Annotated in this window: 20 protein-coding genes; 4 read left to right on the forward strand and 16 right to left on the reverse strand. The window is 58.3% G+C overall.

The genetic code is table 11. The features are described from left to right. The 4 genes from M5J09_RS08865 to M5J09_RS08880 form a co-directional block, all read right to left on the reverse strand. Positions 1 to 870: aldehyde dehydrogenase family protein (locus tag M5J09_RS08865; protein WP_257157619.1), on the reverse strand; the 870-nt coding region annotated here is incomplete at its 3' end. A gap of 8 nt (positions 871 to 878) precedes the next feature. Next, positions 879 to 2342 carry an APC family permease gene (locus M5J09_RS08870; protein ID WP_257157680.1) on the reverse strand — a complete coding sequence of 488 codons (1464 nt, stop codon included), beginning with the start codon at positions 2340 to 2342 and terminating at the stop codon, positions 879 to 881. A gap of 53 nt (positions 2343 to 2395) precedes the next feature. Next, positions 2396 to 3286, reverse strand: a complete 891-nt coding sequence (locus M5J09_RS08875; RefSeq protein WP_257157620.1) for a universal stress protein — start codon at positions 3284 to 3286, stop codon at positions 2396 to 2398. A 13-nt stretch (positions 3287 to 3299) separates the two neighbouring features. Beyond that, on the reverse strand, positions 3300 to 4808 hold the full coding sequence (locus M5J09_RS08880) for an NAD(P)/FAD-dependent oxidoreductase (protein ID WP_257157621.1): 1509 nt from the start codon (positions 4806 to 4808) through the stop codon (positions 3300 to 3302). Positions 4809 to 4951: 143 nt separating this feature from the next. On the opposite strand from M5J09_RS08880, the gene M5J09_RS08885 reads away from it, so the two are divergent. Then, positions 4952 to 5641, forward strand: a complete 690-nt coding sequence (locus M5J09_RS08885) for a TetR/AcrR family transcriptional regulator (RefSeq protein WP_257157622.1) — start codon at positions 4952 to 4954, stop codon at positions 5639 to 5641. Here the strand turns inward: M5J09_RS08885 and M5J09_RS08890 are convergent. The 7 genes from M5J09_RS08890 to gabT (M5J09_RS08920) form a co-directional block, all read right to left on the reverse strand. After that, a complete protein-coding gene (locus M5J09_RS08890) occupies positions 5638 to 7152 on the reverse strand; it encodes a putative sulfate/molybdate transporter (RefSeq protein ID WP_257157623.1) in 1515 nt (504 codons plus the stop codon). The genes M5J09_RS08885 and M5J09_RS08890 overlap by 4 nt on opposite strands. A gap of 78 nt (positions 7153 to 7230) precedes the next feature. Beyond that, positions 7231 to 8349 (reverse strand): alcohol dehydrogenase catalytic domain-containing protein, encoded by a 1119-nt coding sequence (locus tag M5J09_RS08895; RefSeq protein WP_042529719.1) that lies wholly within the window; start codon positions 8347 to 8349, stop codon positions 7231 to 7233. Between the two features lie 117 nt (positions 8350 to 8466). Then, entirely contained in the window at positions 8467 to 10185 is a 1719-nt protein-coding gene (locus M5J09_RS08900) for a GAF domain-containing protein (RefSeq protein ID WP_257157624.1), read from the reverse strand. An 18-nt stretch (positions 10186 to 10203) separates the two neighbouring features. Then, positions 10204 to 11514, reverse strand: a complete 1311-nt coding sequence (locus tag M5J09_RS08905) for a hypothetical protein (protein ID WP_257157625.1) — start codon at positions 11512 to 11514, stop codon at positions 10204 to 10206. 100 nt (positions 11515 to 11614) lie between these two features. Then, complete coding sequence (locus M5J09_RS08910) at positions 11615 to 12595, reverse strand: alpha/beta hydrolase (protein WP_257157626.1); 981 nt, start codon at positions 12593 to 12595, stop codon at positions 11615 to 11617. A 9-nt stretch (positions 12596 to 12604) separates the two neighbouring features. Beyond that, the gene (locus M5J09_RS08915) at positions 12605 to 14053 is read right to left on the reverse strand and encodes an NAD(P)/FAD-dependent oxidoreductase (protein ID WP_257157627.1); all 1449 of its coding nucleotides are present in this window, start codon (positions 14051 to 14053) and stop codon (positions 12605 to 12607) included. Positions 14054 to 14107: 54 nt separating this feature from the next. Next, the gene (gabT, locus tag M5J09_RS08920; protein ID WP_070536254.1) at positions 14108 to 15433 is read right to left on the reverse strand and encodes a 4-aminobutyrate--2-oxoglutarate transaminase; all 1326 of its coding nucleotides are present in this window, start codon (positions 15431 to 15433) and stop codon (positions 14108 to 14110) included. A 138-nt stretch (positions 15434 to 15571) separates the two neighbouring features. Between gabT (M5J09_RS08920) and M5J09_RS08925 the strand changes: the two genes are divergently transcribed. Continuing rightward, the gene (locus M5J09_RS08925) at positions 15572 to 17104 is read left to right on the forward strand and encodes a PucR family transcriptional regulator (protein ID WP_257157681.1); all 1533 of its coding nucleotides are present in this window, start codon (positions 15572 to 15574) and stop codon (positions 17102 to 17104) included. On the opposite strand, the gene M5J09_RS08930 is transcribed toward M5J09_RS08925, so the two are convergent. Next, complete coding sequence (locus tag M5J09_RS08930) at positions 17082 to 18533, reverse strand: PucR family transcriptional regulator (RefSeq protein ID WP_257157628.1); 1452 nt, start codon at positions 18531 to 18533, stop codon at positions 17082 to 17084. The two genes, M5J09_RS08925 and M5J09_RS08930, sit on opposite strands and share 23 nt — an antisense overlap. 116 nt (positions 18534 to 18649) lie before the next feature. Between M5J09_RS08930 and gabT (M5J09_RS08935) the strand changes: the two genes are divergently transcribed. After that, positions 18650 to 19978, forward strand: coding sequence for a 4-aminobutyrate--2-oxoglutarate transaminase (gene gabT, locus M5J09_RS08935; RefSeq protein ID WP_257157629.1), 1329 nt, complete (start codon positions 18650 to 18652; stop codon positions 19976 to 19978). Positions 19979 to 20171: 193 nt separating this feature from the next. Further along, a complete protein-coding gene (locus M5J09_RS08940) occupies positions 20172 to 21401 on the forward strand; it encodes an aromatic amino acid transport family protein (RefSeq protein ID WP_374982117.1) in 1230 nt (409 codons plus the stop codon). Between the two features lie 87 nt (positions 21402 to 21488). Here the strand turns inward: M5J09_RS08940 and M5J09_RS08945 are convergent, their stop codons facing one another. The 4 genes from M5J09_RS08945 to M5J09_RS08960 form a co-directional block, all read right to left on the reverse strand. Beyond that, positions 21489 to 22262 (reverse strand): nuclear transport factor 2 family protein, encoded by a 774-nt coding sequence (locus M5J09_RS08945; RefSeq protein WP_257157630.1) that lies wholly within the window; start codon positions 22260 to 22262, stop codon positions 21489 to 21491. 9 nt (positions 22263 to 22271) lie between these two features. Beyond that, positions 22272 to 23648, reverse strand: coding sequence for an NAD-dependent succinate-semialdehyde dehydrogenase (locus tag M5J09_RS08950; RefSeq protein WP_239180578.1), 1377 nt, complete (start codon positions 23646 to 23648; stop codon positions 22272 to 22274). A gap of 105 nt (positions 23649 to 23753) precedes the next feature. Further along, positions 23754 to 24794: a histidinol-phosphate transaminase gene (locus M5J09_RS08955; RefSeq protein WP_257157631.1), complete on the reverse strand. Its 1041-nt coding sequence runs from the start codon at positions 24792 to 24794 to the stop codon at positions 23754 to 23756. A 12-nt stretch (positions 24795 to 24806) separates the two neighbouring features. Then, positions 24807 to 26144 (reverse strand): amino acid permease, encoded by a 1338-nt coding sequence (locus M5J09_RS08960; RefSeq protein ID WP_257157632.1) that lies wholly within the window; start codon positions 26142 to 26144, stop codon positions 24807 to 24809. Positions 26145 to 26147 lie beyond the last annotated feature (3 nt).

Genomic DNA, 26147 nt, shown 5'->3' on the forward strand with positions numbered 1-26147 from the left:
GTCATTTGCCAAGGTGACGAGCTCCTTAACAAATTCGTCATAAATGTCAGCAGCTACTATGAGGCGCTTGTTGGAATTGCACGCTTGTCCAGTGTTGTACATGCGGGTGCCCCACGCTAGCTCAGCTGAAGCTTTTACGTCATCGGTGTCGAGGATAACGTATGGGTCCGACCCTCCAAGCTCGAGAACTGCCTTTTTCAGGTGCTGGCCTGCTTGTGCACCGATGATCGACCCAGCACGTTCAGAACCGGTTAGTGAAATGCCCTGGATTCGGGGATCTGCGATGATAGTGGAGATTTGATCGTGGCTGGCAAAGATGTTGGTATAAACCCCCTTCGGGAGACCAGCGTCGAGGAAAATGTTTTCAATGGCGAGAGCGGACCGGGGACAAATTTCGGCATGTTTCAGAATGATGGTGTTGCCGGCGACTAGATTAGGACCTGCAAAGCGTGCCACCTGGTAGTACGGGAAGTTCCACGGCATAATCCCTAGCAACGGCCCGAAGGGGCGTCGGCGGATGAAAGCACGTCCGTCAGCTTCAGTGGGAATTTCTTGGTCTGCGAGGAACTTTTCAGCGTTGTCTGCGTAGTACTGGATGATGGTGGAAGAAAACTCGGCTTCTTCAATGCCCTCGGGCAGAGGTTTGCCCATTTCTTCCGCGATGATTGCAGCAAGTTTGTCCTTGCGCTCCTCGAAAAGAGCGGCGGCCTTGGCAACAATCTCGGCGCGTTTGGCCACAGGGGTTGCTGACCATTCGTCGAATGCATCGGATGATGCGGCGATGATGGGGTCAACCGCAGCATCCTCTAGAGTCTCAAACGTTTCAAGGACGGTGTCGGTTACTGGATTCTGGACTCGGTACTGAGACATTTTTCCTCCTAGGACAAGGTTGGGGTGTTATCTGTGCGGGAATCACTGCGGCTGATGACAGAACCGGTGAAAAATTCGGGGTGGCGTAGGCGAGTGAAGAACATAAGTATCAGCCCTATAGTCAAGATGCTGGCTCCCAAGACGAAGACTGTTCCGACGCCGCCGATCGACGACCCAGATCCAAAGCTTGGATCCATGGAGTCATATGCCGTGATGAAGAACATGATGAGCAGAAAGCCACCTCCCAGAAGCGGGAAAAGAAACTTAAAGAAGAAATTGCTCACTGACGTGAAAAGTTCAGTGCGGAAGTACCACAAGCAGGCCACCGCAGTGATGCCGTAATAGAAGCAGATCATCAGGCCGAGCGCGGCGATGGTGTCCCACAGCGCATTCTCTGAGAGCACTCGTGTGATGGCGTAGAAAGCTCCGGACACTACCGTGGCGACAATGGTTGCCACGGTGGGGGTCTGGAAACGAGGGCTAATTTTCGCAAGCTGAGGGGGTAGTGCCTTGTAGTAGCTCATTGCCAGAATTGTTCGTGCTGGACTCACAAGGGTCGACTGCAGGGATGCAAAAGAACTCGCTAGAACTGAAATATATATAAGGATGGCGAACGGCCCCATTACGGGATAAGAAAGAACAGCGAAGATTGATTCTTGGTTGTCGGGATTTCCCGCACCAAGTCCGGTCTCGCCTATTCCTGCCCATGCCATAACTGCTACAGCAGTAAGGACATAAAGGATGATGGTTACGACAATGACGACTGTGGCCGCTCGGCCCGGTGTCTTCTCGGGATTCTTTGTTTCTTCATTCATGGTGAGGGTGACATCCCAGCCCCAGAACATAAAGATGGACAGAGAGATACCAGCTGCGATGACGGAGAAATCCTTCATCTCAAACGGATTGAACCAGCTGAATTCAACGGGAGTAAAATCGAAGCCATCGCCGTTGTAAGCACGCCACAGTGCTGCAACGTCGAAAGCCAAAATGGCAACGATCTGAATAGCAACGAGGATGTACTGCATCTTTTGTGTCGTATCCATGCCGCGGTAGGCAACCCAGGCAGCGGCGATCAAGAACACGAGCGTTGTGGGAATGTTTACCCACAGGTTACGCGTGAGATCAGCGAGTTCGGGTTTGCCTGCTATTTGTGCAACGAGAAGATAAAAGAAGTCAACTGCCACCGCTGCGAGGTTGGAAAGTACCAAAATGGTTGCGGCGATTAAGCCCCATCCCCCCATCCATCCGACCCAAGGGCCGAATGCTTTCGTTGCCCATGTGAAGGTAGTTCCGGAATCAGGAGCGCGGTTGTTTAGTTCGCGGTAGGCGAAGGCGACGAGCAGCATTGGGATAAATCCCAAGATGAGGACTGCTGGGACAAAGACCCCGACTGCTGAAATTGCAGGCCCGATGCCAGAGGTGAGGGTGTACGTCGGTGCCAAGCAACTGATGCCGATCACGACGGCACCCATTAATCCGACTTTTCCGGCTGCCAAACCCTTGCCTGATACTTCTGGATTTTCGTTCAAGAGAGATCACCTCCTTCTGCTGACATGTAGCCCGAAGGCACAACGATGGTGGGGACAGGTAAATGTTTGAGGATTCGGTGTGCGGTAGCGCCTAAGAAAAGTCGCCCTTCACGAGCTATACGTGCTGAGCCAAGGACAGCTACTTCGCCTTCCTCCCAACTCAGATTGCTCAGCGCTGCGTGCACGTTGGTCCCAGACGTGGTGACGGCGGAAGCCTGTCCACTGTGTAGGGCTTTATCCAAGGCTTTTGAAAGCTGAGGTTCGAAATCGGTTTCCGTGTCTTCACCAGATATTCTCAAGGTAATGACACGCAATGGGACAGCGCGGCGGTGAGCGCGATCTAGGCCGATTGCTGCGACATCCGACCGGCCTGGACGGGGACCGACGAGGGCGGAGATACGAGTGATGGGACCGCCGAATGTATAGCTTTGGGGTGCTAAGGCCACCGGAATGCGGGATGTGTACAACAAGGAACTAGACACAGCACCAATGCGGAAGCGATTCAGGAGTCCGCCCTCGCGAGCCCCGACAATGATGAGATCGCAGTTGAAGGTCTCTGCCGCATTGGTGAGAGCTACAGCGGGTTCGGCTCCTTCGACTACGTGGTACGTGGCAGATATGTCCTTCGGCACGGTGTCGATGGCTTTAAGTAACCGCTGCTTGGTCTGCTCTTTCACAATTGTGTTGTACCCAGTGTCCTGAGTCTGAACTCCAAAGCCTTGGGGAGTTCGAGGAGGAACCACGGAGACAAGTCTTAGAGTGACTTTTCGCTCACGAGCGAGGGCGATTCCGAGTTGTAGAGCATCATGACCGTCGCCGGTGTCCACATAGGCCACCAGCAGTGAGCCGCTAACTTTACGTCGGGGGAAATCGTCGGGTGAATTCATTGAAATCCACCGCCTAACCCTGCCCGAGAATTTGCTTGGCGACGATCTCACCCATGCGTACTGCACCGTCGACGTGTTGGTATCCCGCGCCAGCGATGTCGGAAGACGAGTAGTAAATGGGGCCGGTTGGCTGATTCTGCAAATGTCCCCAACGTGATAGCCCGCCCAAATCATAGGAGGTTGCATACGCTCCGCGGGTCCACTCTTCAGCGGCCATATCGGACAGGAAGAAGGCAATGGGTTCCTTCACCTTGTCGCCAAGATAGATGGCCATGGCCTCCAGAATGCGTTCCTTGCGCTCTTCTGCTGGAAGAGCCCACATTTCTTCCGCGTAAACGTCAGAGACGAAGCCGACTAGTGTGCCGAATGAATCCTCCTTTCCGTCTTCGCCGCCGGTAAAGTTCCTGCCGTAGTTGGTGTTATCGTAAATTTCTGCGACCAGACGATCTCCACCGAATGCCGTACCGGATAAGCCTTCTTCGCGCCAGAATGGAGTTTCATAGACTGCATGTACCTTGATGACGAGTCCCATTGAAATGTGTTGGTGGGCAACATGCTGCTCGCGAGGCAGGGGAGGAACATAGGAAATGCGGTTATAGAGGTTTGGCGGAATAGCGAGAATCGCATACTGGGCATGGACGGTGGCATGGTCGGAGTATGCCGTGACGGTTCCTGGGCCGCCGTTGTTGGCGACTCCGTTGCGGACGTCAGCGTTAATTTTGTTTGGTGCATCCGCGGTGTCGGGATCTGGGGTTGCCCACTGGAGGGTGAGGACAGGTGAGTCGAGGATGACATCGTCGCCGAGTTCCTCTGCCATCGTGATGGAGACGGATTGCATGCCGCCGGTCACACGCTTGTCGAGCAAGAAGTCTTCATCAACCAGGTTGTCGAATGATCCCGCGGATGATGCCATCAATGCAGCCTGGAGTACTGAGAAAGTGCGTGAAGGCTTGGTTAGCATTCCAGAGGAAATATAAAGTGAAATGTTGTTGATAGCCTCGGCGTCGTCGGAGAGGCCCTCTAGCCAGTCGCGGAACGAAAGGCTATCAAGTTCCTTTGCACGTGGATGCTCCCATGGGGCGTTTGCGTCAACTTCCACGGCCAATTGATTGAGCTCAGAGATAAGGCGATTCATTTCGCTGATGGTTTCTTCCGAAGTGGGGAAGGTATCCCCTTCAAATTCATGGCGGGTGCCGTCAGGTGAAACGTACACGGATTTTCCTTCGCGGTAACGCTGGAAGGTTTCGAGCCCAAGTTCGTCTACGAGCTCGGTGAGGCGGGTTTGGTCGGGGGATATCCACTGTCCGCCGATCTCGATGAAGTGCTCGGTGCCCTGTGAATCGAGAACCTTTCCATTCCAGGTGCGGCCGCCGACGCGATTGCGTGCTTCGAGAACGCAGACGGACTTTCCTGCTTTTTTGAGCGTGCGAGCGGCCATGAGGCCGGAGGCGCCGGCGCCGATAACGACGACATCTACTGTGCGCTCTTCAGCGCTGGGATTAACATTAGTGGGCGTTGCCATTGGAATGGGCTCCTTCGCGTGCAATATGTGTGCGATGAGTGAGACCGTCGTGTGGGTGACGGAGCTACAGCCTTAAATTAAAGGGTTTAATTTAAGTGTGTGACCATCGTAACAAAGTTTTGTAGAGAATTGTAGGGATCACAGTGGAAAAAGTTTCGCGTTCCAAAGGGCGTCCGATGAAAGTGCTGGTCACCCGCGACAAAATTGCGTCTGCTGCGTTAAAAATTGTAGAGCGGAAGGGGCTTGAATCACTGTCGATGTCAGCGGTTGCGCGGTCAATGCGGGTGAGTACCGCCGCGTTGTATAACCACATCTCGAATAAGGAGGAGCTCTTGGCTCTGGTTCAAGACGATCTTATCGCTAAGGTAGATCTCTCTGCTTTGGAATTGGCCCTTGAAGGGGAAATTGGGCCATATGAAGGGCTACGCCACTGGGCATGGTCTTATCGGGACATCTTGGCCGCCAACATTCCTTTGATTCGCGTGATTACCGAGCTTCCGCTTCAGGGGTCACCGCAAACCACTGCAATGTACGAATTGCTTGTTCAGGTAATCGCACTCGCTGGAGTGCCGGAAAATGCCGTAATCACGAGGCTTGTCGCGCTCGAGTCTTTTGTATTCGGCTCTGCCTATGACGTGCATGCACCACTGGACATTTTTGAGGCCCCCGGTGCCCCCGACAGTCCCTTGCGAAAAATGAATAACATCTACTTGGGCCAATTCAGCGACAAGTCGTCCGATAAAACCGAACAGTCCCGCCTTCGAGCGAATGCTTCGTTCGAGACGGGACTGGGAACGCTACTGGAAAGGTTCCTTGCGGGCGAGGAAATCTAGTCGAATGAACCCTTTTTGTTGTTAGAAGGTTGAATCTTTGGTGGGATCGGGCGGCCGTTTGCATCGAGGTCATTGAGCACAGCAAGCTCGGTGAAGTCAGCTTGGGCGTCAGCGAAGCCTTCGTCCGGATCGATCTCGTCGAAGTTGCGGATGGTGCCATCGCGCTCGTCTTTGAACAGGTCCTTGCCGTAGATGACAAGCACCATGATGATGCCCGCTGCAAAGCCCCAGGCTGCGCCTTGTGTGGCAAGTACGCCGGCGGTAACACCGGCGATGCCCAGGTCTTTTTGGTTCTTGGCTTCCATGATGCCCACGCGCACCGAGACGAAGCCTTGAATAATCAGGGTCAGTGCCAGGCCCACGGGCAGGATGGGCTCGACGAAGGAGGTGATGGGGAGAAGGATGAGGCCTACGTTGGTGCCCCATCGGAAAGAGCCGGCACCGCCGAAAATGGTGCGCATGGCGCGCTTGCCCTGCTTGTAGCGTTCCACGATCACGACGTGCATGGCGGCCCACAGGGGACCACACATCGCGATATCGGGGCCGATGATGGACATCAGCATGTTGCGTCCGCCGAAGAGGAGGTGGGCGCGGGATGGGCTGTACACCACAGCCTCGTCGGTGCGGACGTGGTCAGCCTCCTTGAGAACTGCGTTGGCCTGCAGGACGTCACCAAACACGACGATATAGGCTGCGAGAACCGTCGGGATAGCAGTGAGGAACATGTGTGCCGGTGGCAGGCCGACACCGAAGACAGTGTACTCAGACCACAACGTAATGAAATCAGGCTTAGAGAAGCCCCACTCGACATCAGGCCAGGGAGCCTCGCCGGCAAGCGGTGCGACGAAAACCGCGATGAGGATGGCCGGCAGGATGCCGAGTGATGCCAAGAAGCGCCACCCGGCAGCCTTTTGGCGCAGGGAGGCGAAGCCGCGAGAATACATGAGGAAAAATGCGACGGCTACCGCGATGGTGATGGTGACAGGGAAGGAATGGAAGCGCCCGTCCTCTTGGAACACTGAAATGATGGCGGCAATACCAGCGCCCAAAACGATTCCGGCACGCAAACCCGACGGGATAAGCCGCACCACCTTCGAAGCCCATCCCGTTATACCCAAGGTGAGCGAGAATATTCCCAGCATGAGCTGGAAGCTGATGAGCGCCCATACCCGCTGATCGCCTTCCGGGAAGGTCTGGATGTAAACGGTGAGCAGCGGGATGGCCGGGGTAATCCAACCGGGAACGACCGGATCACCGAGCACGTGGTGCGTGAGGTAAAGCAGGCCGTTGAGCATGACGACTGCCAAGGCTGCCTCATAGGGCATGCCCAGGGCTTCAGTCATCAGCGGGATCGCGCCGAGGTCGACGACGCACATAAACAAGCCTTGGGCGAAATCCGGCCACTCCATGCGGTAGTGCACGAACGGTAAGCGAACGTCAAAGGGCCCCATCTTCCAATGAGGCGAAGGAGAGCCGATGCCGTGGTTCTCGGCATCAGTGGTTTCAGCCATGACAGTGTCCTTTCTAAACGGAACCAAGCCCCACGCGCTATAAAGCGCAGGGCTTGGTGGGGGAGAGGTGGTGAGTGCTTAGTCGAATTCGATAATCTGGCGCAGTGCTACACCGTCAGACAGGCGGTCCATGGCGGTGTTGATGTCCTCGAGCTTGATGTGGTCCGAGATGAGAGCCTCAGCATTGAGTTTGCCCTCGCGCCACAGCTGCTCGTACTTCGGGATGTCCTTTGCTGGGACGGAGGAACCCAGGTAGCAGCCGTGAACGCGACGTGCCTCAGCAGTCATGACGAGCGGGTCAATAGTGATCGTCGAACCTGGCGCCGGCAGGCCCACGGTCACGGTCAAACCACCGGGGGCGGTGACCTTGTAGGCGGTCTCGAGGGCCTTCGGGTGGCCAGCGGCCTCCACGACTGCGGTGAATTTCTTGCCGGACTCCTCGGCCTCCTGCGGGGTCATGGCAGAGGTGGCGCCGATTTCGATGGCCTTGTCGCACTTATCCTTCTGCATGTCGATGCCCACGATCTCCTTCACACCGAGAGCAGCGGCGGTGATGATGGCGGCCATGCCCACGCCACCGAGGCCGACAACGGCGATGCTGTCTTCTGGCTTCGGGTCAATCTCGTTGAGGATGGCGCCGCCGCCGGTGAGGATAGCGCAACCGAGGATGGCTGCGATGTCGGCCGGAACATCGGCACCAACCGGGACGACAGAAAGCTCGGACACCACGGCGTGGGTGGCGAAGCCGGAGACACCGAGGTGGTGCTGGATGGTTTCGCCGTCACGGGTGAGGTGGCGGGTGCCACGAATCAGGGTGCCCTCGTTGTTGGTCTTGGAACCAACCTCACAGGGCATCTTGCCGTCAGTCTTGCAGCCGGCGCACTCGCCACAGCGAGGCAGGAAGGTCATGACGACGTGGTCGCCCACCTTTACGTTGCTCACGCCCGGGCCGATTTCCTCGACAACACCAGCGGACTCGTGGCCCAGGAGCATGGGAAGTGGGCGCGGGCGGTTGTTGTTGACCACGGAAAGATCCGAGTGGCACAGGCCAGCAGCGGTGATCTTGACCAAGATTTCGCCTTCGCCCGGACCCGTGAGCTCGAGCTCGCTGATGGTAATGGGCTTGGAATCGGCGTACGGGCGCTCGTCGCCAGAGCGCTCCAGAACGGCGCCGCGAATGGTGAGAGTGTCAGACATGGTTACCTCCAGACGTGGGATGAGCTGATGCATTGAAATCTACGCGAGCAGCGCGCCGGGAGGAGCAGAATGAGGTGTGGAAAAATACACGCAAATGATAGTGGGATGTTGTTTTATCTACCCTCGAATCGTGTGGGCGCGTAGGGCGAGGAAGACGTCTAGGCCGCGCTGACCAACACTCCATTCCTTACCCATGAGCGCCACAATGCGGTCTAAGCGCTGGCGTACCGTGTTGGGGTGAATGAACATCGCTCGCGCAGTCTGGGGAATGCTGTGGCCGGATAGAAGATACTGGTGAGCTGTGGCCACAAGTTCGGTGGAATTCTCTTCGTCATAGCGCACCAGCGGGGCAATGGTGCGTGTGGACAGCAGTTCCAAAGCATGTGGGTCAGCTCCCATGATGAGGCCCACTGTGCCAAGTGTGTCTTCCGTGACGAGCTGTCCGTGCAGTCCAAGTGCAATGGCAGAGTCGAGATAGGCCATAGCGGAATCATGTGCGCTGCGCGCGGCAGCCACACCGCTAAAGCCGATAGCGGACACAGTCAAATCTGGATGGGCGGTGAGCAAGGGGGTGAGCGCCTTACTCACGTCTCTTTCTGGGTGATAAAGCACGCAGACGTGGTGATCGTGGTGCGTAATCGCCGCGTGGCCCGGCAAGAGATTTTCCAGCTGGGGGCGGGTAGGTAAGCCCTTGCCAGAGCTTATTCCCAAGAAATACAACTGTGCGGAGGAGGTTAGATTAATTCCGGTGAGGTGGCGCAGGCGAGCAATTTCTTCGCGCCCGGCGTTGCCTAGAGCGACGGCATAGACGAGGTCGTCGACTTTGCGCGCGGTGGCGTCGACAAGCGCCTCTGCGAAAAGTGCAATGGATGTAAACGCTGCCGACGCATGGCTGATGACGCGCAATTCCGTATCGCTGAGCTCCTTGTCCACGCCAATGGTGCCCAGCACACGGCCATTAAACTCCACCGAGAACGTGCTATGAGGCCCGTCGATGGGGGAGTCTTCAGATGTCCAAAGACTCACCGGGGCATCAAGGCTCGTGGCCAAAACTCGTTCCAGCTCCTCAAAGCTGGCGTTGGTCATCAAGACGTGAAGGAGCTGCGTGTCGACATCATTAAGCCACTGCAATTCCTGAACGTGGCGGCTCAACGCAATCTGGGACCGCGTGAGCTCTTCGACGGATTCGCCTTGGCTCTCGATGACCTGGGCATTCTCTAGCGCTACCGAGGTGATGGAGCCAAGCACCTCTAATGCTGCGATTTCCTCGTGCGTGTAGTGACGTGGGTGGCGATCGCCCACGAGCAGCGCGCCGATCGTCTTGCCGCCGATGCGGATCGGTGCGCCGAGAATGCCTCGAATGCCTTCGGCCTGGACCGCATGATCAACGTAATCCACGTGCGTGACGTCGGGGTCCGCGGAATGATCGTAGGTCCATGCTGGGCGGTTCGTCGCCGCCACGATGCCGAGGACGCCGGAGCCCATCGGCATATTGATGGTGCGAAACTCCTCGGTCACCACGCCGCTGGTGGCCAAAACATTGGTGAAGCCGGAATCCTCATCGTTGAGGCTGAGGTATCCGACGTCGGTGCCAATGGTGGTGCGCGCGTGCCGCACGATGGCCTGGAGAATATCGGTGGACTCACGGCCGGCGTTGAGCATCTGGGAGACATCGAGAAGCTTGGTCGACATCACACGCCAAGTCTGGTTGGCGCGCATGGTTTCTTCAAGACCCCGAAGCGCACCAAGCTCCTCGGCCGTCAACTGCTCCCGCACCCCATCTGGGATGGGCGTGCCGCTAGCGAGGTGGGAGAGGATGGAGCCGAGGAGGGACATGCCTACAGCATATTAGGCCTAGGCTTTCTTCTTGGCGCGCGGGATAGGCTTGCCCGTAATCAGGGCATGGAGCTTACCGTCACCAATCTTCATATCGTCTGGGACATCGTCGGAATCGACCTCGGTCATAATCTCGCGGATGAAGTCAGACTCCGGGATGGAGGAGTTGCGGGCAATGGCGGTGAGTTCGCGCATTTCTTCGTCGGACAGGTGGTTGTCATTCTCAAAGCGGTGCTGGAGCAGCTCGCGCGCACGCCGGCGCAGGTCCGCCTCAGATTGCAGTTCCTTGCGGTTCTTGAGCCAGGCATAGCCGATGATGAACATGATGGCGATGCCCATGTAGCCCAGGATGGGATAGACCCAGCCGATGAGGTTGGAGAAGCCGATGAAGGAGAGCACGAAGCCGACGAGCACGGAGATGACGTAAACCTTGTAGAAGTGCTGCGGCTTGCCGCGGGTCAGGCGCTTGGCAAAGGCATAGAACATGCCGATGGCGGTGTTATAAATCATGCCGTAGATGGCAATCGCCATGGCCACGCCCAGGGCCGGGTGAATCTGCTCAATCATGGCCAACGTGGGCATTTCAGCCTCAGTGATGGGGCCCACGGACACGTAGAGGCCACCGACCAGGACGGCGAGCAGGAACAGGAAGGATAGGCCGCCGAGAATGCCGCCGTATCCCACTTCCTTGGCATCCAGGAAGTTACCGCCGATGACGATCATCATGGAGACCACCACGATGACGTTGAGGCCGAGGTTATTGAAGGCAGAAACCCACCAGTTCGGCAGCGTCGTGGGGATCTGTTGTGCCTGCTCGTTGAGGTGCGACCAGTCGGGGTTTGCCGTGAACACGGTGTAGACGGTTCCGATGGTCAGCAGGACGATGATGAACGGGGTGATGAGGCCAATGGCGATGGTCACCTTGTCCACGTCCAGCAAGCCGGTGAGGAGAGTGAGCACGAGCATGAGGATCGCGCCGATCCAGACCGGCCAGCCCCACTGTTGGTTGAGGTTGGTGCCGGCACCAGCAAACATGGCGAAGCCGATGCAGAACAAACAGGTGAGCGTGGCGATATCGAGGATTTTGGACACGATGGGCGTTGAGACCGCGTCGAAGACGGAGGTGTGCTCCTTGGCGCGGTGATAAGAACCCAGCTGAAGAATGGTGATACCGGAGATGGTCATGGCAAGGGCGGTGACGACGGCGCCGACAATACCCATGTTGCCGAAAGCAACGAAGTATTGAAGGGCCTCACGGCCGGAGGCGAAGGATGCGCCTGCGAGCACGCCGATGAATGCCATCGCGATACCAAATGAACGCTTGAGCATGATGAACCTAACTGTTAGAGGATAGAAACGTGTGGTTATGCGAACGGGGCAGGCTGCCTGATGTGAGGGAGCCTGCCCCGCGACGTAGCGACAGGATTAGTTAGCTCGTCGCCGCCGTGATGAACTGGGCAACCTGTGCGAGTTCTTCCTCGCCGCGGTCAATGATGGCCGCGGAGGTAAACAAGCCGTGGTGGTAGCCCACGAGGTGCTTGTGCGTGACGTCGACACCAGCTTTGGCCAGCTTGCCGGCGTACTCGATGCCCTCGTCCGCGAGCGGATCGTTATCCACGGTGATGACGAGTGCTGGGGGAAGACCTTCGGGGAGTTCGTCGAGAAGCAGTGGCGACAAATCCGTGGCCGTGCGCTGCGATTCCTCCGTGACGAAGGTATCGATGAACCAGCGCATCGTGTTCGCAGTCAGCGGGAAGCCCTCTTCCAGACGCTTATAGGAGGCGCCGTTCTCGGTGCGCTCACGTGAGCAGTCTGTGATGGGGTAGAGGAGGACCTGGGCGCTGAGCTTGGCGGTGTCTTCACTCCCCGTGAACTCATTGGCCAGCGTGGCAGCAAGCTGTCCACCGGCGGAGTCACCGGCCACCGCAATGGAGGTGACGGTGAGGCCGTGTTCGGCTTCCGGGTTGGACAGCCAGCGGTAGGCCGAGCGGCAATCATCGATAGCCGCCGGGTAAGTGTGCTCCGGAGCCAAGCGGTAATCCACCGCCACGACGGGAAGGTCGGTAAGCACTGCTAGGCGGCGCACCGAAGAGTTATGGGTCTCCAGGTTGCCCATGAGCCACCCACCGCCGTGCATGTAAAGCACTGCGGGAGTCTCCTGGCCGCGCTCCGATTCCGGGCGGGGGTCGTAGAGGCGAACCTGGAACTCATCGACCTGGAAGTCGGTGGTGGCCGGCTCGGTGTCTTCGTGAAGTGGGTTAGCCTTCGCGGAAGCCACGTAGTTCTCACGCACCTGCGGGATGGGGAAGTTGTCGAAGGACTTTGCGCCGTTGTCGCGGAACGGCTTCAGCGCCTTCCATGCATCCTCGGCGACGGGGCGCCCGGAGTAGTCATCGTGCAGCGTATGCATGTTCGCCTCCTAAGCCAGCTGGTAATCGTCGAGCTTGAGCTCGTCAGTGAGCTCGTAGTACTCGGCGACGTTGCCGGACCAGTTGTTGATGACGCGGCCTTCTTCGTTCTTGTACCAAGAGGAGCAGTCCGCGGAGAAGGCGGAAGCCTCGAGCTCCTTTTGGATGCGGGTGTTGAACTCGTCGATGACGTCCTTCTTCACGTCAAGCGCAGCCTCCGGGTTATCACGCAGGTAGGCAACAGCCTGGGAAATGTAGCGGTCCTGTGCCTCGAGCATGGCCACCACCGAGTGGTGGTTGAGGTTGGTGTTCGGGCCGTAGAGCATGAAGAAGTTGGGGAAACCATCCACGGACATGCCCAGGTAAGCCTCCGGGGAGTTGCCCCAGCGCTCGCGCAGGTCGATGCCGTCACGGCCGGCAATCGGCAGGTCACCCTGGAACTCCTGGGAGTGGAAGCCGGTGGCGTAGATGACGACGTCGAACTCGTGCTCCTCACCGTCATCGGTGCGGATGCCGGTCTCGGTGAACTTTTCGATGCCCGCGGTGATGAGCTCCACGTTGTCGCGGTTGAAGGTGGGGTAGAAATCATCGGAGCGCAGGATGCGCTTGCAGCCGAAGGCGAAGGTCGGGGTGAGCTTCTCCACGAGTTCTGGGTCATTGACCTGGGAGCGCAGGTGCTCCATGGCCTGCTCCACGCCTTCGGCAGCGGAGTCGGTGCCCTTGCGGGTGCGGTCGAAGCCTTCCTCACGAACCTCGTGGATCTCCTGGCGGATAGCGCGGTAGGAATCCGGGTTCTCCTTGAACTCCTTGGTCTCCTCCTCGGTGAAGATGACCTGGTTGCGTGGGAGGATGTAGTTAGCGGAACGCTGGAAGACGGAGAGCTTCGCGGCCTCCTTGGCTACCTCGGGTACGAGCTGGACTGCCGACGCCGCATTGCCCACCACCGCGACCTTCTTGCCGTTCAAATCCACATCGTGGTTCCACTCGGCGGAGTGGAACTGCACGCCCTGGAAAGCCTCGCGGTTGGGGAAGTTCGGGATCTTCGGCTTGGAGAGCTGGCCCCAGGCGCCAACGAAGACGCGGCCGTAGTAGGTTTCACCTGCGGCCTCGATCTCCCAGGCCTTGAGGTCTTCCTTCCATTCGGCACGGGTGATGCGGTGGTTGAACTTGATGTGGTCGTAGAGGCCGAATTCCTCCGCCAGAGCCTTGAGATAGCCCTGCATCTCGACCTGGCCGGCAAACATGCGGGAGACACCGAGGTTGAGGAAGTAGGAGTAGCAGTAGATCAGCGCCTGGGTATCGCAGGCAGCACCTGGGTAGGTGTTGTCGCGCCAGACACCGCCGACCTCGTCGGCCGCCTCGAGGATGAGGAAGTCCTTCTCATTGTCCTTGACCAGTTGAGCGCCCATGCCCAGTCCGCCGTAGCCGGTGCCGAGGATGATGCAATCGTAAATCTTCATGGTGTGTGACTCCTTAGTGAGTAGTGATGGATAGCAGTGAGTAGTTGGGGAGGATTAGTTGGCGCGGATGGCGTCGGCAAGCACGCCCAGGCCGTCGCGGAGGGTGGACTCGTTGATGACCAGCGGCGGGAGCAGGCGGATGACGTTGCCGTCCAGACCACACGTAAGGACGATGACGCCCTGCTCGCGGCAGGTCTTCGCTACCTTGGCGGTGAGATCGGCGTTGGGCTGGTTGTTGTCATCGACGAGCTCGAGGGCGATCATGGCGCCACGGCCACGAACCTCGGCCACGGTGGTGAGTTCGAGCAGCGGCTCCAGCTCCTCGCGGATGATCGCCTCAATCTCGCGAGCGCGGGAGTTGAGATCAAGCTCTTCCATCTCCTCGAAAGCGGCGAGGGATGCGGCACAGGCCACCGGGTTACCGGCATAAGTGCCACCGAGGGAACCAGGACCGGGGGAGTCCATGATTTCCGCACGGCCGGTCACAGCAGACAGCGGCATGCCGCCGCCGACGCCCTTGGCAGTGGTGATGAGGTCTGGGATGATGCCCTCGTCCTCGCTGGCGAACCAGGAGCCGGTGCGGCAGATGCCAGCCTGAATTTCGTCGGCGACGAAGACGACTCCGTTGTCGGTGCACCACTCTTGCAGTGCCGGGAGGAAACCCTTGGCCGGCTCGACGAAACCGCCCTCGCCCTGGACGGGCTCGATGATGACGGCGGCAAGCTCTTCGGTGCCGACGTACTGCTCGATGTAGCGCAGGGTACGCTCGGCGGCCTGCTTGCCATCGAGGCCATCGCGCAGCGGGTAGGACATGGGAGCGCGGTAAATATCGGCCGCGAGGGTGCCGAAGCCCGACTTGTACGGCTTGTTCTTGGCGGTCATGGTCATGGTGAGGTTGGTGCGGCCGTGGAAGGCACCGTCAAAAACGACGACGCGGTTCTTGCCGGTGTAGTTACGGGCAATCTTTACGGCATTCTCGACAGCCTCCGCACCGGTGGAGAAGAGTACGGTCTTCTTGTCGTGGGTACCCGGGGTCAGCTCGTTGAGCTTCTGTGCCACCTTGATGAAGCCTTCGTACGGTGCATTGAGGAAGCACGTGTGGGTGAGGTGGCTGGCGGCCTCGGCCACGGCTTTGGCTACGCGCTGGTTGGACGCACCCACGCTGGTGACGGCAATGCCGGAGGCAAAGTCGATGAGGGTGTTGCCGTCGACATCGAGAAGCACGCCGCCGTCACCGTCCGTGATGTAGGACGGGTAGCCCGGGATGACGCCGGCCGCGATTTCGGATTCGCGGGCGGCGTTGAGCTCTTGGCTGCGCGGGCCAGGAATTGCAGTGGTGACGTTCCGCTCCTGAGGGAGGCGGTGGGTGAGATCCTGCATGTTTGTTGTCTCCTTGTGATGCTCGGCGGTGTGCATCGGGTTGATGCTTCACTTTTTATGATGTACGTCATTGTTGCGGTTAGGATGAGGTTGAGGCCATAGACAAACCGGCGAAAGAAAGGTGAAGATTTGTCCACAGTGGATACGGGGGTAGCGTTCGGACTTGAAGAAGGGCAGGTTTCTCTGCGCTGGCTGGCTGGCCAACCCGATCTGGGGATTGAGATTCTCCATGATTCAGGGCGCGATTTCTCCGTCTTGCACCCCTGTGAACTGCGAGATCCACGTGAATTTGTGGGATCAGGCGCGGTCATTTTGCTCACTGGTATTGCCTTTGAGGGGCACCCAGATCAGCTGGCGGAGTACGTCCGAGGGGTGGCATCAGGTGGGGTTTCGGGGGTGGGATTTGGCGTTGGCATCGCTTTTGATGAAGTTCCGCCCGCTATGGTCGACGCTGCTCGTGAGTGTGATGTATCGCTATTCACCGTGGCCTTGCGCGTTCCTTTTGTGTCTGTCTTGGCTTGTGTGCATGCAGAGCTGCAGCGTCAGCGCGAAGAAGGCCTCGAGCGCTTCATTGCTCAGCAGGGCGCGCTGAACGACGCCGCCGTGGCAGGTCTCGACGAGTTGGTGGAGAAGACCACGGAACTGTTAGGGGCTCATGTCTGCCTCGTAGACAAAGATGGTCGGGTGTTCGCCCAGGCTTCAGCGCCGACGCTGCCACCGGTGGACTGGAATCCCGTTATTGCTGACGCCCGTTCTCAAAACTTTCATGCCGCCCGCCATGTGGGGCAGTGGAATGTGCTGGCACAGCGCTTAGCGGACCATGGTTCGCGCTCTTTCGGCCTGTTAGCGGCATCCCGTGAAAGCTTTGGGGTGAACGAACGTGCCTTGCTGAAACAAGCCGCAGGTTTGGCAGAGCTGAACGTGAAGCGCCCGCAGGAGCTGCGCCAAACGCAAAATCAGCTCAATTCGATGGCCATGGCAATCCAACTCGGCATGGATCAGCCAGAGGATCCCATGCGGCGCATCTTTCACATGGTCGGTGATGCTCAAGGGCGCGTCCGCCCTGTTCTGGTGAAATCGGAAGGTGAGCGTGCTCATCAGCGCTTTACGCAGGCGCTTGATGCCCGGCTCCAGGACCATGGCCGTTTGCTTTTCGAGCTCACGGTGGATGAGTCATCTAGTTTGTTTTTGTTTCGCGGCAACCGCAGTATGAAGAATCTGCAGGACTTGCTGCGCGATATTCGTGGTAATAAACGCATTGTGGTGGGTCAGCCCATGCCGTGGTCCGAGTTGGGGGTGGGGATCGTGCGCGAGCTGGAGTCCATTGCATTCGGGCTTCAGCCGGGAATGTTGGCTGGTCCAGAATCCCGCACTCTGAGCTGGGCTAAGGATCCGCGAGTTAAAGGTGCAGTTGATACTCGAGCCAGAGAGACGTGGGGCAAGGTTCGTGCTTATGACGCCGAGTACTCGACCGATCTTGCCGATACTCTCGAGGTCTACCTTCGTGCCGGTGGACACGTTAGCCGTACAGCTGAAGAACTCCATGCCCACCGCCACACGGTGCGCAAGCGCATCGCCGATTTGGAGGACCTCCTCGAAGTGGACCTCAAGGATCCACTTGTGGCAGCCGAGCTGCTCATTCTAGGCATCAGCGTGACGAATCAATACTGAGTAGCAAAAGCTCTGCCCGTGTCACCGGATTGTTGAGGTCAACCTGGCACAGCTCCTCTACCTTGTCGAGCCGCGCGCGGACCGTATGGCGATGGACCCCCAGTTCCGCGGAGGCAGCGGCTAGGTTCGCGTTGCCCACGAGGAAAGCGCGAAGCGTCGCAGCAAGTTCGGTGCCGTGACGGGAATCGTGAGCAGCAAGCTTGTCGATGGTCGCTGCGCGGCGAGTGGATAGCGCCTCAGGCACCCCAGGCTCGGCCAGCCAGGAGGGGGCCGCAGAGTCGAAGGGAGACATGGTGCCCAGTGGCAAGCTGCGCGCATGTGCGCTGAGGGATGCGACAAGGGAGGGGGTCACTGTCTGCCACGCGGTGTGGTGTATGACTGCTATGCGCAGGTAGCGTGCATGTTTTTCCCATAAATTACTTTGAGCAGCGCCGGGCGGAAGCACGATAAGTGCCGCATCATGTTCCGGACGAACAAAACTTTCTGGCTCTGCTTTGGTGAGTTCTCCCAACGCACGTGCCAAGCGCGAAGGGGAGGGGGCGGTGACGTACAGCAGATCCACGACCCCGTGGTTATCCACCATGTGGAAGGCCGCTTGTAGGGCGGGGCTTGACACGCCTGCGAGGTGGGCATCGAGAGTTAAAGCACCAAGAATGGTGTGTGCAGTCATATCTGGATGGTCTAGGAGCAAACTGGCCAGACCTGCAAGGTGGCGAATCAATGCACGTGAGTAGGAATCGAACTTCTCCACGCGGGTGACGGCAAGGGCAAAACGGCGCCCCGTCGTGCCAAAAACACTGCTAATGGTGGCACCAGTGCTTGTCGACGTCCCTGCGCCGCGCGCCGTCTGCTCCGCTGCGGCCACTGCGGAAGACGCGGCGCTGAGTTGCCCACGGTCGCGGTGACTGATGACTGTTCCGGAGGCGCTGGCAACGGCCACAGCAGCGCCGAGTTCCTTACTAGCTTGGCTGATGAGCGCGCCGATGCCGTTAGTGGCGGCTTTGTTGAGGCGTTCCTGTTGGCGGTGCAGTGCGAATTGTGCGTTGTTGTTGAGGCGAGCCTGTTCCTGCGATACAGCGGACATGATAGCGATGAATCGTGTGGCGCGCGGAACCTCAAGCAGGGCGACATTGTGGTGGCGGCAGGCGGCGATAAGCTCGGCGGGCACCTGTGTGAACGCCAGCCCGGTGCCGAAGCCAATACCGCGTACGCCCGCCGAGGCTAGCCTCGCAGCGTAGCGCTCGAATCCCTCCGGGTTTTTCTCGAAGGCCAAGCCCAAAGTGAGTAGGAGCTCGCCGGGTGAGGTGAACTCGGTGGGGTCAGCCAACTCGGAGGCGTGGATGGTGTCGAAATGCTCGGGCCCATCCACTACGGTTCGCAGGTTGAGGGAGCGCTGGTTGCTGAGCCAGCGGAAGGAGATCTCGCGCATAGTGGACAGACTACACAGTCAAGAGCTCGAAATTTGTACGTAATGTCCATAGAGCGGCCGGGGTGGCATGAGACACACTATGTGCATCCCAGTTACCCGCCGAACAAAGGAACACCATGCAGGAACTTGAGTACCACATCGAACAGTCCCGTCACCTGGGCCAGCAGGTCCCCGGCCCGAAGAGCTCCGCGCTGGACGAGCGCCGCAAGAACGCCCTGCCCGCAGGCATGGCTCCGTCCCTTCCGGGCTACGTCGTCGACGCTGACGGCGGCATTCTTGCCGATGCCGACGGCAACCGTTTCATCGACCTTGCTTCCGGCATTGCCGTGACCTCCGCCGGTGCCTCCAACCCGGCAGTCGTTGCCGCCGTGCAGGAAGCCGTGGCGCACTTTACCCACACCTCCTTCACCATCTCCCCGTACGAGTCCTATGTGGCGGTGGCGGAAAAGCTCAACGAGGTCACCCCGGGCGATCACCCGAAGAAGACCGCACTTTTCAATTCTGGTGCGGAGGCTGTGGAGAATGCCGTCAAGATTGCCCGCAACTACACCGGCAAGCGCGGTGTCGTGGTCATGGACCGCGCTTTCCATGGCCGCACTAACCTCACCATGGGCATGACCGCCAAGCAGTCGCCGTACAAGAACGGATTCGGTCCCTTTGCCCCGGAAATCTACCGTGCCCCGATGTCTTACCCGCTGCGTGATGGTCTGACGGGTGCTGAAGCGGCGAAGAAGACCATCACCATGATTGAGCAGGAGGTTGGCGCTGCCAACCTTGCCTGCGTGGTCACCGAGCCGATTCAGGGTGAGGGCGGCTTCGTCGTTCCTGCCGAGGGCTACCTGGCTGCCATCCAGAAGTGGTGCAACGATAACGATGTCGTCTTCATCGTCGATGAGATTCAGGCCGGCATGATGCGTACAGGCACCTGGTTCGCCTCCGACCACGAGGGCATCGTCCCAGACATGGTCACCATTGCGAAGGGTATTGCCTCCGGTATGCCGCTCTCTGCTGTCACCGGCCGCGCTGAAATTATGGACGCCCCACAGCCAGGCGGCCTGGGCGGCACCTACACCGGTAACCCGGTTGCGTGTGCTGCAGCGTTGGCCACCTTCAAGGAATTCGAAGAGAAGGACTTCGGCGCCCGCGCACAGAACCTGGAGAAGGTTGCCCGTGAGGAGCTGGAGCCAATCCTAAGCGACGACCGCGTTGCTGAGTTCCGCGGTCGCGGCGCAATGCTGGCCCTCGAGTTCGTCACCGCTGACGGTGAGCCTGATTCCGAGCTGGTCCACAAGATTGCTGACGCCGCCAAGGCTGAAGGCGTACTTATTCTTACCTGCGGCCTTGACCACAACGTCATCCGCTTCCTGCCGTCACTCGCCATTCCGGAGGACCTGTGGCGCGAGGCGTTGCAGGTAGTGGTGAAGCAGTTTAACGAATACAAGTAAGCGGCTTCCCAGTTCGGCCAGGGAAACACACTGGACGATATCAGCCGAGGAAAACCACCATTTGCCGTGGCACTTTCGCGGACCTCCTCGGCTGATTTTTCATTTAAAAACAAGATTCTCGAGGTCCTTTTTACAACCTCTCAGATAAAAAGCTCGCAAGAGTTCATATTTTTAATACAAACCGGAGGCAATTGTGACTGTTAATAACCCCACCGCGCAGAGCAGAGAAACTACTGCTGAGTTCAAACCTGCGCTGTCGTTTGTTCAGGGTATCGCTCTGATTTTTGGCACCAACATCGGCGCTGGCGTCCTGTCGATTCCTTACGCCGCGCGAAACGGCGGCTTTCTGGCTCTTGTTATTGCTTTGTTGGTTGCGGGTACGTTGACCACCATTTCCATGCTGTATGTGGCTGAAGCTGCGATGCGAACGAAGGCAACCCTGCAGGTCTCTGGTTTGGCCGAGCATTACCTTGGCCAGTGGGGACGCTGGTTGGTGTTCGTTGCCATCATTGTCAACGGTGTCGGTGCTCTTATTGCTTATGCTTCTGGCTCCGGTGACTTGATCAACAACATTTTTGGCCTTCCGCCACTGGTAGGAACCTTGATCTTCTTTGGCTTCGGCGCATGGGTGATGTACCGCGGTCTACACACCACAGGCGCGACCGAAGGTGCTATTACGGCTGGTATGGCCATCATTATCGCGGTCCTGTGCGGATGGACAATCTTGGGCCCAGGAATTGAGGTTGAGAACCTGCTGGTCCTTCACCCCTTCTTTATTGTTCCTATCCTGAACCTGGCAGTCTTTTCATTCCTGGCCCAGTATGTAGTGCCTGAGCTGGTTCAGGGCATGGACCCAGCAAAGCCTCGTGAAACCGCACGCGCCATTGTCGTTGGCATGGTGATTACTGGTTTCACACTGGCACTGGTTCCTTTCGCGGCCCTTGGTCTACTAGGCATGGACGTCACGGAAGTTGTGACCATTGCGTGGGGAGAAGCTCTCGGGCCAGTTGCGTACTACTTGGCTAATATCTTTGCGCTTGCTGCTATGCTGACTTCTTTCTTGGCTATCGGCTTCACCACCATGCGCAACGTGCTGGATATTTTCCACTGGGAAGGAAACGGCGGCCAGCGCACCATGGCTGTGGCGCTTACCGTTCTTCCCCCGCTAGCAATCTCCATTGCAGGGTTGGGAGGATTCGTTGCCGCGCTGTCCTATGCCGGAGGCTTCGCCGGGGCAATCATGTCCGTTATCCCCGTCATGCTCTTGCACGCTTCCCGCAAGAGAGGTGACCGTGAACCGGGCTGGACCGTTGGTCACTTGGCCAATCCGGTTATCCAGGGAACCATTATCGTGGTGTACATCCTGGCATTCGTATACTCGATCATTTCCATCGTGGGATTGGTTCCGGCGGGGTGGGCTTAGTCATCTAGGCCTACAACCACGCAGGATTCACGATAAAAGGCTGGTGCTCAACCGCGAAGGTTGAGCACCAGCCTTTATATGTGAGAGCTAGAAGATACCGTGCTTGTGTAGTGCCTCATTATCAGAGGGAACTTCCGCAATGGCATCCCATAGTTCAGCAATCTTGCCGTCTTCAACGCGCCACAACTCGCAATAGGAGTGGCGAGCACCCGCAATGCTGCCCTCAGAGTGGGTAAGAACGAACTGGCCTTGAGCAATAGTACGGTGAATACGCTCGTACTCTAGACCTTCGCCGTCTTCCCGCAACTTGGTGAGGAAGTCAACGCAGTTCTGCGCTCCATCCGCGATGTCAGGAGAGTGCTGGGCAAACTGGTCGTCGTCTGTGTACTCAATGAATCCGGAGTAATCGCCTCCGATAAGAGAGCGCTCGAAGAACTCGGTGACGAGCTTTCGGTTCTGCTCAGTGAGGCTTTCGTCGCCCGGATCGGTGGGGCCATCGAGCTGCGTGCGGCCGCTTTCATTTGGTTCCGCCTTGGGGACCAAGTTGTCCCAGTGCTCGACAATCTTGTCACCGTCGACGCGGTAGATATCGAATCCTACAAAAGGTTCCTCTTCTATGCCGTCGAACCGGCCGTGTAATGCGACTAGGCTGTTAGCCTCATCCGCGATGACGCGGGCATTGGTGTACTTCAGACCATCGCCAAGGTCATCCACGAACTTCTTCAAGCCTTCGGCATCGTTGGCGATGAGCGGTGAATGCTCAATGAAGTTGTCAGCGAAGTGCTTATCCAAGACGGAGGTATCGTGTCCGTCGAAAAGCGCCGTGTGAACGTCGAGAACAAACTGTCCCAGTGAACTCATGATGTCTCCCTAGTTTGCTACGAAGTAGGTGCACTTGTTGACGAACTCATCCATGCCGTATGGGCCAAGCTCGCGGCCATAACCAGAGTTCTTGACGCCACCAAACGGAACCTCGGCACCCTCAGCGGCATAGGTGTTGACGTTGGACATACCCACCTCGAGTTTCTGGCCGATCTTCTTCGCGCGCTCTACGTCCTGGGAGAAAACGCAGCCGCCAAGGCCATACTGGGTGTTATTAGCCAACTCAAGGGCCTCTTCATCGCTGCTGACTTTGTACACCGTGGCCACTGGGCCAAAGAGCTCCTCATAGTAGACATCGGAGCCTACTGGGACGTCGGTCAGGACGGCGGGGCTCAGGTAGGAGGACTTGTCATCCACCAGCTCACCGCCGACGTGCAGAGTGGCACCGGCAGCTACGGCAGCGCCGAGCTGCTCCTTCAGTTTTTCGGCGGCACCGCGCGAGGACAGTGGGGTGTAGACAGTCTCAGATGCTTCCTCTGGCTTTCCTGGCTTCATGGCCTTGGCTAGTTCCACCAGCTCGGCGACAAACTCGTCGTAGATATCCTCCATGATGATGAGGCGCTTGTTGGAGTTGCATGCCTGGCCGGTGTTGTAGAGGCGAGTCTCCCACGCGTCTTTGGCTGCCTGCTTGACGTCTGCGGTATCGAGGACGATGTACGGGTCAGAACCACCAAGCTCCAGGACTGCCTTCTTGAGGTTCTTTGCCGCAATAGCACCGACGGCGGCGCCTGCACGCTCGGAACCGGTGAGGGATACTCCGCGTAGCTCCTTGTGCTCGATAATCTTCTCTACCTGGTCGTGGGTCACGAAGACGTTGGTGTACACGCCCTTCGGTACTCCGGCATCATCCATGATCTTCTGGATGGCGAGCGCGGAGCGAGGGCAGATTTCGGCATGCTTGAGGATGATGGTGTTGCCGAGCATCAGGTTAGGAGCTGCAAAGCGGGCAACCTGGTAGTACGGGAAGTTCCACGGCATGATGCCGAGCAGGACGCCGATGGGGCGGCGCTGGATGTAGGCGGTGCCGTCCATCTCCACTGGAATTTCTTCGTCGGCGGCGAACTTCGGGCCGTTGTCGGCGTAGTAGGAAAAGATGGCGCTGCAGAATTCGGCTTCCTCTACGCCTTCAGAGATCGGCTTGCCCATTTCGGTAGCAATGATGTCAGCGAGCTCGTCCTTGCGCTCCTCAAAAAGTTCGGCGACGCGGGTGACGACCTTGGCGCGCTCTTCGATAGGCGTTTCGCGCCAAGTGAGGAATGCCTCATGAGCGGTGTCAACGGCAGCTAGCGCTTCCTGCTCGGTGATGTGCTCAAAGGTCTCGAGTACCTCGCCGGTAGCGGGGTTTTCTACACGAATTCCGGACATGGTGTCTTCCTCCAGTAGTTGGTTTGCGGACGGGTGTAAGGCCCATTATGACCCAGACTTGTGAGTTGTGCCAATGAAAATCTAGATTATGACGGTTGTCTCAGCTTACGGTTTTGGTGGTGTAATGCCCGCCCGCTCCCACGCCTCAAGGAACTGCGTCGCCTCCTGCTCATTGGTAATGGACACGCGCACACCTTCGTCGAGATAGCGACGGATGACTACACCTTCGTCGAGGATCTTCTTCTCAACTTCGGCAGCGTCGCCGCGGGGAAGCCACACGAAGTTGCCATAGGATTTCTCGGCCCCGAGGGCTTCCGCGACTCGGTCACGTTGGGCTTTGGTCGTAGCGACGGCGTCGAGAAGCTCGTCCTGGTGCTTGAGCACCTCTACAGCGGCCATCTCTGCCATGGCGGTGACCGTTAGGGGCAGGGAGAGTAGACGCAGGGCGTTGATGATCTCGGGGCCGGCTACTGCGTAGCCCACGCGCATGCCCGCGAGACCCCAGGCCTTGGAGAAAGTGCGCACGCCGAGCAAGTTGGGATAACGCAGGTATTCTTCGGTGGAGTCCGGGGTATCGGGGGCATCGTTGTATTCCCAGTAGGCTTCGTCGAGTAGAACGACGACGTCCTTAGGCACGCGGTCCATGAAATCACGGAACTCGGTCCGGGTAATGACCGTGCCCGTCGGGTTGTTGGGATTGCACAAGATGATGAGCTTGGTCTTGTCGCTGAGGGCGGCAAGGGCTGCGTTGAGATCCACGCGGTAGTCGTCCGTCAATGGGGTGAGTACCGGGGTCGCACCGGCCATGCGTACGTAGAGGGGGTAAGCCTCAAAGCTGCGCCACGGCACGATGACCTCATCACCCGTTTGGCAGCATGCGAGGATGGTGGCCTGCAGAATCGGTGTCGAACCAGCAGAGACGAAAATATTGTCCGCGGGTACGTCCAGGTAGTTGCACAGAGCATTGGTGAGCTCCGGGGAGCCGGGTTGCTGATAACGGTTGGTGGTGCGGGCGGCGTCGGCAGCCGCGGCGATGATGTTCTCCGACGGGGAGAAGGCAACCTCGTTGGAGGAGAGCTTGAGGGCATCAGGGTAGTCCTTGCCCACCTTGTATTCAGGGAAGCTGGAGAGATCGCTGCGAAGCATTCACGTTCCTTTCTAAAGCAGGTCCCAGATGGTGACGGCCATAATGAGCACGCCCATACCGAAGACGAAGTAGTTCCACGGGTCGTTACGGAATTTCTTGTAGACGTCGAGTTTCTTGAACATGTACACCGGCACGATGTAGACGATGAACGCCACGAATACACCGGAGACCACGGAAATCATGGAAATGATCGACGGGTTGAACACTGCCACGAGCGTGGTGCCGACAAAGGCAATGAGACAAATGATGTTAAGAACGGTGCGGTGTGAGACCTTCTCTGCCAGCTTCGGGGCGGCTGTCTTGATCAAGTATTCGGTGCCTTCCTCGGTGCCGAGCATGTGTCCGAAGTAGGAGGACACAATGGCGCAGATGACGACGATGGGAGCCATGTAGGCCATGAAGGGAGTACCGGTGACGTTGGCGAAGTAGGAGAGCACCGGGATGTTTTGCTCAAGGGCCTCATTCATGCCATCCGCGCCCAAGGCAAGGACGCAGGACCACACGAAGAACATGGTGAACACCACGAGGAGGATGGCGGTGTAGAGCTCCGTGCGGGAGACGCGCTTCTCGGTCTTCTCACCGTACTGCGGCTGCATATCGATGGCGAACTGCGAGAGCGCTGCCATGTGGGAGAAAGAAAAGACCAGGACCGGCAGGATGAGGAAAATGCCTTTAAGCATCTGGCCCCAGCCATCAGCACCGTCATCGAAGTGGATGAAGCTCTGAAGATCCCAGCGAGGAATGAGGTAGATGGAGGTCACCGCCAGCGCGATGATGAGCGGGTAGACCAGTACCTGGGCCAGCCAGATCATGGGCTTGCGGCCGATGGCAAATCCACCGGTCATGACTCCGACGCAGATGGTGGCAAGCAGCCAGCGGTTCAGCGAAGGGCCGCCGAGCTGATTGACAATGAAGCTGTCCACCGCGTTGGTGATGGAGACGCCGTAGATCAGCACGGTGGAAAAGACCGTAATCCAATACAGCAGGGCGAAGACGACACCCGAGCCCTTGCCCAAGTATTGGGTAACGAGCTCAAGGATGTCCTTGCCATGATCTTCCTGTGGGGCACCGGCCACGATGCGCGCGTAGGTGCGGTGTGAGAAGTACACCAGCGGCAGGATGAAGACGGTGGCGAAGACGAGCGGCCAGAATCCGAAACCGCCAGCGTTGAGCGGCAGGAAGAGGATTCCGGCGCCCACGGCGGTGCCGAAGAGCGTGATGATCCATGAGGCGGTGGAGGCGGCGGGGCGCTGCTTGGCCACGACATCATCACCGACGCGGTGCTCACCTTTTTTCAGCTCACTGGCGGGCACGGAGGATGCCGCTGAGGGATTATGCGTGGTGCTCATGGT

The sequence above is a fragment of the Corynebacterium sp. BF-R-2 genome (assembly GCF_024586525.1).
GTDB lineage: Bacteria > Actinomycetota > Actinomycetes > Mycobacteriales > Mycobacteriaceae > Corynebacterium > Corynebacterium singulare.

Bases quoted from the DNA above. Each gene is read 5' to 3' on its own strand.
- M5J09_RS08870 (WP_257157680.1), bottom strand. From the start codon at position 2,342: ATGGGTGCCGTCGTGATCGGCATCAGTTGCTTGGCACCGACGTACACC.
- M5J09_RS08875 (WP_257157620.1), bottom strand. From the start codon at position 3,286: ATGAATTCACCCGACGATTTCCCCCGACGTAAAGTTAGCGGCTCACTG.
- M5J09_RS08880 (WP_257157621.1), bottom strand. From the start codon at position 4,808: ATGGCAACGCCCACTAATGTTAATCCCAGCGCTGAAGAGCGCACAGTA.
- M5J09_RS08890 (WP_257157623.1), bottom strand. From the start codon at position 7,152: ATGGCTGAAACCACTGATGCCGAGAACCACGGCATCGGCTCTCCTTCG.
- M5J09_RS08895 (WP_042529719.1), bottom strand. From the start codon at position 8,349: ATGTCTGACACTCTCACCATTCGCGGCGCCGTTCTGGAGCGCTCTGGC.
- M5J09_RS08900 (WP_257157624.1), bottom strand. From the start codon at position 10,185: ATGTCCCTCCTCGGCTCCATCCTCTCCCACCTCGCTAGCGGCACGCCC.
- M5J09_RS08905 (WP_257157625.1), bottom strand. From the start codon at position 11,514: ATGCTCAAGCGTTCATTTGGTATCGCGATGGCATTCATCGGCGTGCTC.
- M5J09_RS08910 (WP_257157626.1), bottom strand. From the start codon at position 12,595: ATGCATACGCTGCACGATGACTACTCCGGGCGCCCCGTCGCCGAGGAT.
- M5J09_RS08915 (WP_257157627.1), bottom strand. From the start codon at position 14,053: ATGAAGATTTACGATTGCATCATCCTCGGCACCGGCTACGGCGGACTG.
- gabT (WP_070536254.1), bottom strand. From the start codon at position 15,433: ATGCAGGATCTCACCCACCGCCTCCCTCAGGAGCGGAACGTCACCACT.
- M5J09_RS08930 (WP_257157628.1), bottom strand. From the start codon at position 18,533: ATGCGCGAGATCTCCTTCCGCTGGCTCAGCAACCAGCGCTCCCTCAAC.
- gabT (WP_257157629.1), top strand. From the start codon at position 18,650: ATGCAGGAACTTGAGTACCACATCGAACAGTCCCGTCACCTGGGCCAG.
- M5J09_RS08945 (WP_257157630.1), bottom strand. From the start codon at position 22,262: ATGAGTTCACTGGGACAGTTTGTTCTCGACGTTCACACGGCGCTTTTC.
- M5J09_RS08950 (WP_239180578.1), bottom strand. From the start codon at position 23,648: ATGTCCGGAATTCGTGTAGAAAACCCCGCTACCGGCGAGGTACTCGAG.
- M5J09_RS08955 (WP_257157631.1), bottom strand. From the start codon at position 24,794: ATGCTTCGCAGCGATCTCTCCAGCTTCCCTGAATACAAGGTGGGCAAG.
- M5J09_RS08960 (WP_257157632.1), bottom strand. From the start codon at position 26,144: ATGAGCACCACGCATAATCCCTCAGCGGCATCCTCCGTGCCCGCCAGT.